Origin of the sequence: Actinoplanes sp. NPDC051494 (genome assembly GCF_044454705.1) — a bacterium.
In the GTDB taxonomy this organism is placed as follows: domain Bacteria; phylum Actinomycetota; class Actinomycetes; order Mycobacteriales; family Micromonosporaceae; genus Actinoplanes.
Window position 1 is genome coordinate 258,519 of the sequence record NZ_JBITDZ010000014.1, and the last position, 13,636, is coordinate 272,154.

At 72.7% G+C, this 13,636-nt stretch carries 11 protein-coding genes; 7 read left to right on the forward strand and 4 right to left on the reverse strand.

All coding sequences use genetic code 11. The features are described from left to right. From ACIA6A_RS36775 to ACIA6A_RS36790, 4 genes are all read right to left on the reverse strand, one after another. Nucleotides 1-254: hypothetical protein (locus ACIA6A_RS36775; RefSeq protein ID WP_396102677.1), on the reverse strand; the 254-nt coding region annotated here is incomplete at its 3' end. 208 nt (nt 255-462) lie between these two features. Further along, nucleotides 463-990, reverse strand: a complete 528-nt coding sequence (pcaG, locus tag ACIA6A_RS36780) for a protocatechuate 3,4-dioxygenase subunit alpha (protein ID WP_396102678.1) — start codon at nt 988-990, stop codon at nt 463-465. Further along, on the reverse strand, nt 987-1,664 hold the full coding sequence (gene pcaH, locus ACIA6A_RS36785; protein WP_396102679.1) for a protocatechuate 3,4-dioxygenase subunit beta: 678 nt from the start codon (nt 1,662-1,664) through the stop codon (nt 987-989). The genes pcaG and pcaH overlap by 4 nt, the downstream gene beginning before the upstream one ends. Further along, complete coding sequence (locus ACIA6A_RS36790; RefSeq protein ID WP_396102680.1) at nt 1,661-2,794, reverse strand: 4-hydroxybenzoate 3-monooxygenase; 1,134 nt, start codon at nt 2,792-2,794, stop codon at nt 1,661-1,663. Before ACIA6A_RS36790 ends, pcaH begins: the two co-directional genes overlap by 4 nt. Nucleotides 2,795-2,940: 146 nt before the next feature. Between ACIA6A_RS36790 and ACIA6A_RS36795 the strand changes: the two genes are divergently transcribed. The 7 genes from ACIA6A_RS36795 to ACIA6A_RS36825 all read left to right on the forward strand — a co-directional run bounded on the left by ACIA6A_RS36795 (nt 2,941) and on the right by ACIA6A_RS36825 (nt 12,406). Continuing rightward, a complete protein-coding gene (locus ACIA6A_RS36795) occupies nt 2,941-3,885 on the forward strand; it encodes an ABC transporter substrate-binding protein (protein WP_396102681.1) in 945 nt (314 codons plus the stop codon). Beyond that, complete coding sequence (locus ACIA6A_RS36800; protein WP_396102682.1) at nt 3,882-4,655, forward strand: ABC transporter permease; 774 nt, start codon at nt 3,882-3,884, stop codon at nt 4,653-4,655. Before ACIA6A_RS36795 ends, ACIA6A_RS36800 begins: the two co-directional genes overlap by 4 nt. Further along, nucleotides 4,652-5,416 (forward strand): ABC transporter permease, encoded by a 765-nt coding sequence (locus tag ACIA6A_RS36805; protein ID WP_396102683.1) that lies wholly within the window; start codon nt 4,652-4,654, stop codon nt 5,414-5,416. Before ACIA6A_RS36800 ends, ACIA6A_RS36805 begins: the two co-directional genes overlap by 4 nt. Continuing rightward, entirely contained in the window at nt 5,409-6,182 is a 774-nt protein-coding gene (locus tag ACIA6A_RS36810; protein ID WP_396102684.1) for an ABC transporter ATP-binding protein, read from the forward strand. The genes ACIA6A_RS36805 and ACIA6A_RS36810 overlap by 8 nt, the downstream gene beginning before the upstream one ends. A gap of 52 nt (nt 6,183-6,234) precedes the next feature. After that, complete coding sequence (locus ACIA6A_RS36815; RefSeq protein ID WP_396102685.1) at nt 6,235-7,302, forward strand: hypothetical protein; 1,068 nt, start codon at nt 6,235-6,237, stop codon at nt 7,300-7,302. A 63-nt stretch (nt 7,303-7,365) separates the two neighbouring features. Continuing rightward, nucleotides 7,366-9,987, forward strand: a complete 2,622-nt coding sequence (locus ACIA6A_RS36820; protein WP_396102686.1) for a tetratricopeptide repeat protein — start codon at nt 7,366-7,368, stop codon at nt 9,985-9,987. A gap of 244 nt (nt 9,988-10,231) precedes the next feature. Further along, nucleotides 10,232-12,406, forward strand: coding sequence for a hypothetical protein (locus ACIA6A_RS36825; protein ID WP_396102687.1), 2,175 nt, complete (start codon nt 10,232-10,234; stop codon nt 12,404-12,406). Nucleotides 12,407-13,636: the final 1,230 nt, after the last annotated feature.

Sequence of the window (13,636 nt, forward strand, 5' to 3'; positions counted from 1 at the left end):
GTCGGCATCCCGCCGTCCAGCCCACCGCCGTCCAGCCCACCGGGCCCGGTCGCCGCGGCGTTGCCCACCTGGGAGAACGAACGTTCTTTCCCGGCGGGGTCTGTGGTGTTGTAGCGGACGGAGGGGTCCGCGGGGTTGAAGAGGCTGGTGGGGTTGCGCGGTGCAGAAGGGCCCGCGCGGTCGGCGGGGACGGAGAGGCTGGTGGGCGCGGCGGACTCGGGGGGCGCGGCGGACTCGGAGGGGGTGGTGGGCACGGAGGAGCCCGAGGGGATGAAGAGGCTGGTGCGGTCGGTGGGTGTGGAGGGCGCGTCAAGGTCAGCGGGGCCAGCGGAGCCGATGGGGGCAGCCGGGGTGGCAGGGCCGATCGGGGTGGCAGGGCTGGCCGGGGTGGCAGGGCTGACGGGGGCGGCTGGGCTGGCCGGGGTGGCAGGGCTGACGGGGGCGGCTGGGCCGGCGGCGGGGTCAGAAGGTGAAGAAGACGGTTTCATCGGTGCCCTGGTCGTCGGTGCCCTGGAGGTTGATGTCGAAGTGGTAGCCGTCGGCGCGTGGGGTGGCCAGCAGCGTTCCTCGGCGTTCGGCCGGGATCGACGCCAGGACCGGGTCCGTTGCGTTCGCCGTCGGTTCGTCGGCGAAGTAGAGGCGGGTGACCACCCGGTGCAGCAGACCTCGGGCGAACACCGAGACCGCGAGGTGCGGGGCCTGGGACCCGACGGGGCCCGGTTTCAGCGTACGGATGGCCCATCGTCCGTCGTCGTCCGTGCCGCAGCGGGCGAAGCCGCGGAAGCCCGGGGTGTGGAAACGGCCTTGCGGGTCCGCCTGCCAGGTCTCGACCAGCGCGTCCGGGACGATCGTGCCGGCGCCGTCGCGGATCACGCCGCGCACCCAGATCGCGCCGGGTTCGTCTGCGGCCACGACGTGCGGGCCCTCGTTCCAGGACAGGCCGATCGACAGGTACGGGCCGACGGTCTGCGACGGTGTGCCGGGGCTCATCGGGTCTCCTTCGGGGTCGCGGCGTCGCCGGTCACGACGATGTCGAAGCGGAAGCCGAGCGCCCACGAGTCGACGGTCGCGTCCAGGTCGAAGCCGGCCACGAGGCGGTCCCGGGCGAATTCTGGCACCGCGTGGTAGATCGGGTCGAAGGCGAACAGCGGGTCGTCGGGGAAGTACATCTGGGTCACGAGGCGCTGGGTGAACGCGCGCCCGAACAGGGAGAAGTGGATGTGGGCCGGGCGCCAGGCGTTGGGGTGGTTGCCCCAGGGGTAGGCGCCGGGCTTGACCGTGACGAACCGGTAGCGGCCGTCGGCGTCGGTGAGGGTGCGGCCGACGCCGGTGAAGTGCGGGTCGAGCGGGGCGTCGTGGCGGTCCCGTTGGTGCCGGTAGCGGCCGGCCGCGTTGGCCTGCCAGACCTCGACGAGCTGGTCGCGGACCGGTTTGCCGCCGGCGTCGCGGACCTGGCCGTGCACGATGATCCGCTGTCCCTGGGCCTCGCCGCCGGTGCCGTCCAGCGTGAGGTCGGCGTCGGCGTCCGCCACCGGGCCCTCGCCCAGGGCCGGGCCGGTCAGTTCGCTCAGCGAGCGCGGCAGCAGGATCGGGGCCTGCCGCGGGGCGCGCAGCACGGTCGACCTGTAGCCGGGGGACAGCAGCGGGGGGTGGTGGCTCGTCACGCTTTCTCCTGAGGATGGGGGAGTCCGACGTAGTTCTCGGCGAGGGTGGTCGACGCGGCGGTCGAACCGGCCAGGTACGCGAGTTCGGCGAGCTGCAACCGGTGGCCGTACGCGTCGTCGTGGTCGCGCCGGTGCAGCAGGGTCGTCATCCAGGTGGAGAAGCGCTGCACCTGCCAGACCCGGCGCAGGCAGGTCGAGGAGTACGCGTCCAGCGGCGCGCGATCCCCGTCGCGGTAGTGGGCGATCAGCGCGGCGGCCAGCACCCGCACGTCGGCCACGGCCAGGTTCAGCCCCTTGGCGCCGGTCGGGGGCACGATGTGCGCGGCGTCGCCGGCGAGGAACACCCGGTCGTGGCGCATCGGCTCGGTGACCACGCCGCGCATCGGGGTGACGCTCTTCTCCAGCACCGGACCAGCCTGCAACGGCAGACCGAGACGGGTACGCAGTTCGCCCCAGATCCGCTCGTCGGGCCACTCGTCCGGGTCGGTCCCGGGCGGGACCTGGAGGTACAGCCGGACGATCTCGGGCGTGCGCATGCTGTGCAGGGCGAAACCGCGTTCGTGGTACGCGTACGCGAGCTCCTCGGCGGCCGGTTCCGCACGGGCCAGGATGCCCAGCCACGCGTACGGGAGAGGGTGTTCGTAGCGGGTCCCCGCCAGGGTGGCGCTCACGCCGTGCGAGCCGTCGCAGCCGACCACGAAGTAACAGGTCAGTTCGCCGGTGGCGGTGGACAGTGTGGTCCCGGTGATCCCGGTGACGCCGGTGCCGAACCGTAACGGCGCTCCGGAGCCGAGGCGGGCCGCGATGAGGTCCTTGACGACCTCCTGCTGCCCGTACACGATGATTCTCCTCCCGGTCAGCCCTTCGAGGTCGATGCGGTGGCCGGTGCCGTCGAAGCGCAGCTCGATGCCCCGGTGGACCATGCCCTCGCGGCGCATCCGGGCGCCGACGCCGAGCTCGTCGAGCAGTTCCGCGGTGCCGTGCTCGAGGACCCCGGCCCGCACCCGCCCCTCGACGTGCTCGCGGGTGTGCTTCTCCAGGACGACCGCGTCGATGCCGGCGCGTTCGAGCAGGCGCCCGAGGACGAGACCGGCCGGCCCCGCCCCGATGATCCCCACCCGCGTCCGCATGAGCTCTCCTCCCACAGTTGTTGGGCTGCCGACGTATCGATCGGGATCGTTGACGTGAGCCAGGACACACCCTACGTTCTCTCTGAGAACTTACGTGCGTCCTGCGCACACCATCAACCCCGTCCCAGCTCCCAGGAGGTCCGTGCATGCGCCGGTGGCTCGCAGCGATGGCGGCTCTCGCCCTGGTGACAGGGTGCGGGCCGGCCGGGAAGGAAACCGGTGACGGCGTCGCGAAGGTGAAGGTCGGCGTCATCCCGATCATCGACGTCGCGCCGATCTATCTCGGGCAGCAGCAGGGCTTCTTCAAGGCCCGCGACATCGAGCTGACCATGGAGAGCGGCCAGGGCGGTGCGGCGATCGTGCCCGGCGTGGTCAGCGGCCAGTTCCAGTTCGGCTTCAGCAACATGACGTCGTTGCTCATCGCGCAGACGAAGAACGTACCGATCAAGGTGGTCGCGAACGGCGTCGCCTCGACCGGGGCGTCCGGCGCGGACTTCGGCGGGGTCGCGGTCGGCAAGGACAGCCCGATCACCGGGCCCGCCCAGCTGGCCGGCAAGAAGATCGCGGTCAACACCCTGAAGAACATCGGCGACACCACCGTACGGGAATCCGTGCGCAAAGCCGGTGGCGATCCGGCCGGGATCAGCTTCGTCGAGATGCCGTTCGCGAACATGCCCGCCGCCGTCGAGGCCGGACAGGTCGACGCCGCGTGGGTGGTCGAGCCGTCGCTGTCGGCGGTCACCGCGGCGGGCGGCCGGGTGGTCGCGTGGAACTTCGTCGACGCGGCGCCGGATCTGACCGTGGCCGCGTACTTCGCGTCGGCGAAACTCGTCGCCGACGACCCGGACCTCGTCAAACGGTTCACCGAGGCGATGACCGAGTCGCTGAGCTACGCCGGCTCGCACCCCGACGAGGTGCGGGAGGTGCTCGGCACGTACACCAGGATCGATCCGGCCGTCCGGGGGACGCTGACGCTGCCGACCTGGCCGGCCCAGATCAACACCGCGTCCGTCGAGACCCTCGCGGAGCTCGGCGCCCAGGACGGCATCTTCGGCACCGCGACGCCGGACCTCGCCAAGCTCCTGCCGTGAGCCTGCGGTCGGTCGGCCTGCGCCTGTCGGGGGTGGCGGGGCTGGTGCTGCTCGCCGAGCTGCTGCCCCGGCTCGGCGTGGTCGACGACCGCTACCTGCCCCCGGCGAGCCGGATCCTCACCGCGCTCGCCGCCGAGGCGCGTACCGCGGCGTTCTGGACCGCGGTCGGCGACACCCTGACCGCGTGGGCGATCGGGCTGGCCGTCGCGGTCGCGCTCGGCGCCGCCATCGGCGTGCTGATCGGCGCGGTCCCCGCCGCGCGCGCCTGGACGGCCTCGACCATCGAGTTCCTCCGGCCGATCCCGTCGGTCGCGCTGATCCCGGTGGCCGTGCTCCTCTACGGTACGGACCTGGGCTCCACGTTGCTGCTCGTCGTCTACGCCGCGTTCTGGCAGGTCCTCGTGCAGGTCCTGCACGGCGTCGTGGACGTCAACCCGGTCGCCGAGCAGACCGCGCGCAGCTTCCGGTTCGGCGCGTGGGCCCGGGTGCGGTACCTGCTGTGGCCGACCGCCCTGCCGTACGTGTTCACCGGCCTGCGCCTCGCCGCCGCGGTCGCACTGATCCTGGCGATCACCGCGGAACTGGTCATCGGCGCTCCCGGTCTCGGCGCGGTGATCGCGGTGGCCCAGAGCTCCGGCGCGGTCGCCACCATGTACGCCCTGATCGTCGTGACCGGCCTGCTCGGCGTGGCCGTCAACCTCGGCGCCCGCCGGGCCGAGCGTCACTTCCTGGCCTGGCACCAGTCCGTCCGCGGGGAGAACCCGGCATGATCATGCGCCTGCTGCGGATCCTCGCGCTGCCCGTCGTGCTGCTCGCGATCTGGTACGCGGCGAGCCTCGGCAGCGAGAACTACTACGCCCCGCCGCTGCGCACGATCCTGGTGTCGTTCGTGGACACCTGGACGCCGCAGCGGTTGCGGGCCGACGTCCTGCCCAGTCTCGGCCGTCTGCTCGCCGGTTACCTGCTCGCCGCGGTGCTCGGCGTCGCGATCGGGGTGGCGGTGGGTGTCGACGCTCGGTTGCGGACCGCCGTCGAGCCGGTGCTCGAATTCTTCCGCGCGGTGCCGCCACCGGTCCTCGTACCCGTGATCATGCTCTTCGCCGGGATCGGGAACGGCATGAAGATCATCGTGATCGTCTCGGGGTGCGTCTGGCCGGTCCTGCTCAACACCGTCGAGGGCGTGCGGGGGCTGGACGCGGTGCTCGGCGAGACCGCCAGGGCGTACGGGATCACCGGCTTCTCCCGATTGCGGCACCTCGTGCTGCCGGGGGCGTCCCCGCGCATCGTCACCGGCCTGCGCCAGGCGCTGTCCATCGCGATCATCCTCATGGTGATCAGCGAGATGTTCGCCGCCAGCAACGGGCTCGGGTTCACCATCGTGCAGTTCCAGCGCAGTTTCGCGATCCCGGAGATGTGGAGCGGCATCATCCTGCTGGGCCTGCTCGGCTTCGCGCTGTCCGAGCTGTTCGGCCTGGTCGAGCGGCACGTGCTGGGCTGGTACCACGGCCCGCGGGGGGATCGGCATGCTTGAGGTCACCGGCCTGCACAAGGTCTACAGTTCCGGCGTCGAGGCGGTGAGCGACCTCACGTTCACCGTCGCCGCCGGCGAGCTGGTCTGTCTCGTCGGCCCGTCCGGCTGCGGCAAGACCACGCTGCTGCGCTGCGTCGCCGGTCTGCTCGAGGCCACCGGCGGCACGGTCACGCTGGACGGGCGCCCGGTCAGCGGTCCACCGCCGGGCATGGCGGTGGTCTTCCAGGAGTACGGGCGCAGCCTGTTCCCGTGGATGACCGTGCGCGACAACGTCGAGCTCCCGCTGCGGCAGAAGAAGATCCGGCCACCGCGGCGGCGCACGCTGGTCGACGACGCCCTGGCCGCGGTCGGATTGGACGGTACGCACGCCGCGTACCCGTGGCAGCTGTCCGGCGGCATGCAGCAGCGGGTCGCCATCGCGCGCGCGGTCGCGTACGAGCCCTCGGTCCTGTTGATGGACGAGCCGTTCGCGGCGGTCGACGCGCAGACCCGGGCCGATCTGGAGGACCTGGTCCGCGCGCTCTGGCAGCGTCTCGGGGTGACCGTCCTGTTCGTCACCCACGACATCGACGAGGCGGTGTACCTCGGCCAGCGCGTGCTGATGCTGTCGTCCGCCCCGACGGTGATCCAGGACGAACTCGCCGTGGACCTCCCGCTCGAGCGCGACCAGTCGAGCACCCGGGCGGACCCGAGGTTCACCGCGCTGCGTACGCGGGTCTATGAACAGATCCAGCTGGCGAAACTTTCCGGCCCCCACCACCGTTGATCAACTTGTGCGCCTACTTCCAGTGATCATGGCTATGACCTGCGCAGTCTCCGTGGCTGCGTCAGCTCCCGCCTATGCCGCCACCGCCGCGCCCGAGTTCAACTCGACGGTCTGGGCCCTCGCGTTCCGCGGTGACGTCATCTATGCCGGTGGATCCTTCACGGAGGTGCGGTCCCGCGGCCGGACCTACGCCCGCAAGCGCCTCGCCGCGTTCGACGCCCGCACCGGCGCGATCCTGCCCTGGAACCCCACCGCCAACGGCACGGTCCGCTCGCTCGCGACCGTCGTCGTCGGGCACCCGGTGGTCTACGCGGCCGGCGACTTCGACGAGATCTCCGGCGCCCGCCGGGACTCCCTGGCCCGCCTCGACGCCGTGTCCGGGCGCCTGGAAGCGTTCTCCCACACCGTCTCCGGCGAGGTCACCACGCTGGCCATCGGCAACGGGCGGGTCTACGCCGCGGGCTCGTTCAAGGCCGTCGACGGGGTCGCCCGGGGCAACTTCGCCGCGTTCCGGCACCGCACCGGCGCCCTGGACCGGGCGTTCCGCACCACTGTCGACAGCCGGGTCCGAGCGCTCGCGGTCACCCGTACCCGGCTCTACCTGGGCGGCGACTTCCACACGATCAACGGCGCCGGGGCCCGCCGGCTCGGCGCCGTCTCCACGCGCACCGGCACCCTGCTCACCGGCTTCCGCCCGAAAGCCCCGGCCACCGTCATGGACCTGGCCGTCTCCCCCTCCGGCCTCACCACGGGTACGGGCGGACCGGGCGGCCGCGCGGTCGGCTACGCGGCGGACGGCCGGATCCGCTGGACCCACCTGTTCGACGGTGACGTGCACAACCTCGCGGTGGCCGGGCGCACCACGTACGTCGGCGGGCACTTCGACCGGGCCTGCCTGTCCACCAGCACCATCGACCAGCTCGGCTGCAAGCCCGGGTACGCCTCCCGGGTCAAGCTCGCGGCGCTCGACGACAACGGACGGCTCACCCGGTGGAACCCGCACGCCAACGGCAAGGTCGGCGTCCAGGTCCTGACCGCGTCCCGGGGCCGGGTCGCCGCCGGCGGCGCGTTCACCAGCATCGGCGGCCGGGGCCAGGAACGGTTCGCCCTGTTCGGCTGACGACCGTGCTCGTCGACCCCGTATCCTTCGATGCTCGTGTCCTGAGCTGCGTAAGGTGGATCGATGGTGCCGGACGGCTTCGCGGGGTTGCCCGACCCGGCCCAGGCCGGCACCATCGCCGACCTCGTCGAGCGGTTGCGGCTGCTGAAGGTCTGGGCCGGCGACCCGTCCTACGAGACGATCAAGAACCTGATCAACGTGACCTGGGCCGGGCAGCGGCGCCCCGCGAACGAGCTCGCGGTCCGGTCCACCGTCGCGAACTGCTTCCAGCCCGGCCGGCGCCGGCTCAACACCGACCTGGTCCTCGCGGTGGTGCAGGCGCTGCACCCGGACACCGCCTACGTCACCCGATGGCGGCAGGCCCTGCGGGTGATCGGCGGCGAGATCGAGGCAGTGTCCCAGGTACGGGTGGACGGCAGCCTGCCACCCGACCTGGCCGGGTTCACCGGGCGCGGCGGTGAGCTCGACGCGCTGTGCCGGGCCGCCCGGGCCGGCGACGCGGTGGTGATCTCCGCGATCGAGGGCATGGCCGGCGTCGGCAAGACCCAGCTCGCGATCCACGCCGGGCACCTGCTGCACCGCGAGGAGCCGTTCGCCCGGGTGCTGTTCGTCAACCTGCGCGGCTTCCATCCTGAACCGGACCAGCCGCCCGCCGACCCGGCCGCGGTGCTCGACGAGTTCCTGCGCCTGCTCGGCGTGCCCGGCCACCAGATCCCGCACGGGCTCGACGCCCGGGCCGCCGCCTACCGGTCGCGTCTCGCCGGCCTGCGCGCCCTGGTGGTGCTGGACAACGCGGCCGGCCTCGACCAGGTGCGCCCGCTGCTGCCGGACACCCCGGGCTGCCTCGCGCTGGTCACCAGCCGGCGCAGCCTGGCCGGCCTGCCGGGCGCCACCGAACTCGCCGTCGACGTGTTCAGCCCCGGCGAGGCGGCCGGGTTCCTCACCGCCGCGGTAGGGGACGTACCGGTCGGCTCCGACCCGGACGCCGTCGCCCGGATCTGCCGCCGAGCGGCCTTCCTGCCCCTGGCACTGAGCCTGATCGCCGGGCACATCCGCGGCGCCGCCGGCTGGACCCTCACCGACCACGCCGACCGGCTCGACGAACGCCACCAGGCCCGCCACCTGGACTCCGGCGTGGAACTCGCCCTCGACCTGTCCTACCGCGACCAGCCCGCCGACCGGCGCCGCCTGCTGCGCCTGGCCGCCCTGCACCCCGGCCAGGACTTCGACGCCCACGCCGCGGCCGCCCTGCTCGGCCCTGTCCCCGGTAGCCCTGTCCCCGGTGGCCCTGTCTCCGGTGGCCCGGTCCCCGGCGACGCTGTTCGCGGCGGCGCCGGGGTGGACGCTGTGCGGGAGTCGCTGGACGCGCTCTGCCGTGACCACCTGCTGCAGCCGGCCGGCCCCGGCCGGTACACGTTCCACGACCTCGTCCGGACCTACGCCACCGGCCGCGCGCACGACCAGGACCCGCCACCCGAGCGGCGCGCCGCCCTGACCCGGCTGTTCGACCACTACCTCGCCACCGCGGCCGCCGCCATGGACACTTTGCACCCCGCCGAGGCCGGCCTGCGTCCCCGCGTCCCGGCCGGCACCGCGCCCGGCCCGGACGTCGCGACCGCCGGTACGGCCACGGGCTGGCTGGACGCCGAGCGGCGCATCCTGATCGCGGTCATCGCCCACGCCGCCACCCACGGCTGGCCGCGGCACTGCATCAGCATGGCCCGGACCCTGGCCCGCTACCTGCGCGGCGGCTACTACGCCGACGCGGAGACCGCGCACGGCTACGCGAGTGCCGCCGCCCGCGACACCGGCGACGTCCAGGACCAGGGTCACGCCCTGATCGACCTCGGTCACACCCGCCTGATGCTGGGCCGCAGCGAGCCGGCCGCCGCGTGCTTCCGCCAGGCCCTCGACCTGTTCCGCGCCGGCGACGACCCGGCCGGCCAGGCCCGCGCCCTGTTCAACCTCGGCGGGGCCGAGTACCGGACCGGGAACCTGCCGGCCGCCATCGAGCTCGACCAGCGGGCCGTCGCCCTGTACCGGCAGGCCGGCGACCGCACCGGCGAGGCCCGGGTGCTGAGCAACCTCTGCATCTTCCTGAAGGAGTCCGGCCGGCTGCTCGAGGCGGTCGACCACGGCGCGCAGTCCCTGGAGGTGGCCCGGCAGATCGGCCACACCTGGAGCGAGGCGCTGGCGCTGCACAGCCTGGGCGAGATCGAGGTGATGGTGCACCGCCACGAGTCGGCCGGCGACCACCTGCGCCAGGCGCTGGCGCTGTACCGGGGCCTCGGCGACCACGACGGTGAGGCCGGCGTGCTGGACAGCCTGGGCACGCTGTACACCCGGACCGGCCGCCCCGCCGAGGCCCTGGACTGCCACCAGCGATCCGTGACCATCTTCCGGCGGATCGGCGCCCGCCACGGCGAGGCCTGGGCCCTGAACGGTCTCGGCGAGGCCGCCCAGGCCGTGGGCCGCCCGGCCGACGCGGTCACCCACCACACCGCCGCCCACACGATCGCCACCGAGATCGGCGACCCCGGTCAGCTGGCCCGGGCCCACGCCGGACTCGGCCACGCCCACCAGAGCCAGGCCCGGGACCACTACCGCGACGCCCTGACGCTCTACACCGAACTGGGCGCCCCCGAGGCCGCCGGGATCCACGCCCGCCTCGCCGCCATCGCCTGACACCGGGGCCTGAGATCCGGACCATGGCATCGAGCTCCGGGCGGGGCGAAACTCGGTGGCCCGGCCGCCGAGGGGCGTGTGAAGATCGTGTCCCGGGGCCGCTAGCTCACTGGCCGGAGCGTCCGACACAGCACGCCCGCCCACCGCCCCGGCAGTCATGGACAGCCCACTCCAGTTTCAGCCCAGCGCACCGCTTCAGCCCAGCGCACCGCTTCAGCCCAGCGCACCGCGGAACGGGGGACCCATGCTCGAGAAGAAGATCATTCAGAGGACGTCGCGCGTGCCGGCGAGCGCCGGTCCGGCCGGTGCCCGCAGACCTGGTGACGGCGCGCCGGTCGCCCGGCAGCTGGACGCGGCGCTGCTCGACGCCGGGTTCTCGGCGTCACGGGAGCTGCTGGAGCACCTCGGCGCACTGGCCCCCGCGCCGGCCATGGACCTCGCCGCCACCGTCGTGTCCGCGGTACGCGAGCTGGTGGGCGACCACGTCCAGCACAACGCCTACTTCATCGGCTTCCCGCACGACGTGCCGGACACCGTCGAGTTCTGGGCGCAGCGGCTGCGGGCGGCCGTACGCACCGGTGGCGGCACGGCGACCGGCCAGCAGGTGCGCGCCGCCGTCACCTCGGGCGCGGTGAACCTGCTCGACCTGCCCGGCTACGGCACGTACCAGCACACCTACGACGACCTGCTGGCCGCGCACGACGACCTGGTCGCCGGTGCCGGTGACCGGTTGACCCTGCTGCGCCTCGGCGACCCCCTGGAGGTGGAGACGCAGCGTCTCTACCTTGCCCTGGCCGGGAGCACCACACCGCTCGGCGAGGCGGATCTCACGCTCCTCGGCGAGCTCACGGTGGCGTGCGTGGACAACACCCAGCCGGACCTCATTCCCGTACGGGAGAACCGGGCCGTTCTCAACGCCGCCCGCCTCGTCCTCGGGCGGCCGCTGACCGGGGTGGACACCACCACCGACGTGCTGCGCCTGGCCTGCCACGTCTCCGGCGGGGACCCGTCGCTGCTGACCCCGACCCGGTTGCGTGCGTTCCGGCGCCCGGAGCGGCGGACGATGCTGGCCGCACTGGACGAGGTGGTCGGGGCGAACCCGGCCAAACTCGGCGACGTCGTGCGCCACCGGGAGCGGTGGAAGCGCCTGGGGGAGCGACTGCACCCGCACGAGTACCCCCAGTGGCCGTACGCGCAGCAGGTTTTCGCCGTCGCCCGCGGTGAGCGGAAGGTGGACACCCTCGCCGGCCGCGCCGAGCGGGCGATCCGGGCCGGGGACATCGGTCCGGCGGCGACGGTCCTGTCGGCCGCGCCGGGTCTGCTCCTGCGCTCGGCGGACCGGTCGCTGCGCAAGGCCCCGCCGCCGCAGCGTGCCACGGTGCTCGACGCCGTCACCGGCGCACTCGACTCGGCCTCGGGCCGGGTGCTGCTCTCCCTGCGCGAGCACGTCGGCAACCGGCTGACACCCGCGACCGCCCGGATGTACGCGACCCGCTCGCGCACCGCCTGGGTCGGTCCCGACGAGCGCCCGCCGCTGCCGGCCGGCCTGGTGGCCGACCTCGTGGCCCGGCTCGACGCCGCGGTCACCAGCCGCCTGCCGGAGCCGGAGCGACCGCTGCTCGTGGACCCGGCGGTGCTCGACGTCGCGCTGCCGCTGTCCGGCCGGGCGGCCGAGGGCGGTTTCGCGGTGCTGCCGCGAGGCTCCAGGGCGCCGGTCACCGGTGACCTGCTGCGCTTCTTCACCTACTGGCGCCAGAGCAGCAGCAGAACCGACTACGACCTGTCGGTGCTGCTGCTCGACGACGACTTCCACAGCGCCGGCCAGGTCTCCTGGACCAACTACCACCACGACGGCGTGGTGCACTCCGGCGACATCACCGACGCGAAGGACGGTGCGACAGAATTCATCGACGTGCCCCTGAGCATGTCCGGGCGCTACGTGGCACCCCAGGTCAACATGTACTCCGGCAAGTCGTTCGACGAGGTCGCCGAGTCGATGTTCGGCTACCAGACCCGTACCCCGGAGCAGAACGGCACCCCGTTCGACGCCCGCACCGTCCGGGCCCGCTCCCAGCTACGCGGCCCGGGCCGGGTAGCGCTGCCGATGGTGTTCGCCCGCACCGAAACCGGCTGGGAGGCGATCTGGTTGCACCTCTACCTGTCCAGCCGGCCATCCTTCAACCGGGTGGAGGGCAACACCTTCACCACCGCCGACCGGGTACGAGCCCTGGTCGAGCGCCGCTACCTCACCATGTCCTACCTCGTCGACCGCTGGCGGTCCCGGACCGAGGTGCTGACCTGGGACGGCCACCTGCCCACCGAGCCGGTCACGTTCATCGGCATCGAGGCACCGGAAGGCCTGCCGGAGGGATCGGAGACCTACCCGCTGGACCGGCTCAGCGAACTGATCCCGGCCTGAGTCCCGTTCCCAGCTCAGTCCTCTCCCGCCTGGGCCGGGGCGGCGGCTGAGCCGGGCCGACGGCTGGGCTGAGCGGCTGGGCCGGGCCGAGGCCATGCGAGCGCTTCCTTCTTCTGTTCCGTTCGATTCGGGAACCTCCGCGCAAGCGGAGGATCTGGTGCACCAGCTCTCGCGCTCTCCTCGGCCCGCCCAAGGCTGTGATCACATTCAGTAACAGCAATCATCCGCAGCGGCACCATAACGGCGCAATCGACGGCCGGCCCCCCATCCAGCCCGTAGACCCACCCAGCCACAGCCCTTCGCCCGGGAGGCTGGCCCTGCCCGGGAGGTTGGCCCTGCCCGGGAGGTTGGCCCTGCCCGGGAGGTTGGCCCTGCCCGGGAGGTTGGGGCTGTGCGGGGGTTGGGGCTGTGCGGGGGTTGGGGCTGTGCGGGGGTTGGGGCTGTGCGGGGGTTGGGGCTGTGCGGGGGTTGGGGCTGTGCGGGAGGTTGGTCCTGTGCGGGAGGTTGGTCCTGTGCGGGAGGCAGGCTCCGCCGGTAGGTCCTTGGCCGGTGCCGGTGCCGGTGCCGGTGCCACCGTCGACGGGAGCGCGGTGAGAAGGATTTGCCGGTCTACCGCAGGCCGCTCTGCCTGCTGGGCGGACTCGTGTTGCTGACGTTTGCCGGAGTCGTCCGTGCGCAGACCCGGCACCGACGCCGCTCATGATTCCGCTTCTGATCGTCGCGCAGTCGCAGCCGGTCCGGCCGTCTCTGAGTTCCGCGTCATCGCGCCGGTGGGCAACCCTGGCGCCGGCATCCGAGTTCCGGCGCGGAAACTGCCGGTACAGGTGACGGCGACCCGGTCTGATCGTGGCCCAGTGGGGGCCACGGGCGTCAGCGGCCTCTGATCCAGACTTTGCGATCCTGGGCGCCTGGCATCGGACCCCGGTTCTTGCCGCCCGGTCGTTCCTGCGACGACGTCACGGCAGCCCGGGTTCACATCGCCCGCCGAGCCGGTTGCACGGTGAGGATCCGTCTGCGTCAGATCTGCGACGGGTTGTTGGTCGTGCCGACCAGGTGCTCAGATGCGCAGGTGGTAGAGGTTGCGGCGGGGTTGTTGGGTCGGGTCGATGGTGTACGGGGGAACGAATTCGGGAAAGCTGTCGGGGCTGAGTCGGATGGTCCAGTCGGCGGTGGGGTGGTGGATGAGTCGGTGGTGGTGTCGGCAGAGCAGGACCATGTTGTCCAGGCTCG

Coding starts and splice junctions, on each gene's coding strand:
- pcaG (WP_396102678.1), bottom strand. CDS start 990: ATGAGCCCCGGCACACCGTCGCAGACCGTCGGCCCGTACCTGTCGATC.
- ACIA6A_RS36790 (WP_396102680.1), bottom strand. CDS start 2,794: ATGCGGACGCGGGTGGGGATCATCGGGGCGGGGCCGGCCGGTCTCGTC.
- ACIA6A_RS36795 (WP_396102681.1), top strand. CDS start 2,941: ATGCGCCGGTGGCTCGCAGCGATGGCGGCTCTCGCCCTGGTGACAGGG.
- ACIA6A_RS36805 (WP_396102683.1), top strand. CDS start 4,652: ATGATCATGCGCCTGCTGCGGATCCTCGCGCTGCCCGTCGTGCTGCTC.
- ACIA6A_RS36810 (WP_396102684.1), top strand. CDS start 5,409: ATGCTTGAGGTCACCGGCCTGCACAAGGTCTACAGTTCCGGCGTCGAG.
- ACIA6A_RS36820 (WP_396102686.1), top strand. CDS start 7,366: ATGGTGCCGGACGGCTTCGCGGGGTTGCCCGACCCGGCCCAGGCCGGC.
- ACIA6A_RS36825 (WP_396102687.1), top strand. CDS start 10,232: ATGCTCGAGAAGAAGATCATTCAGAGGACGTCGCGCGTGCCGGCGAGC.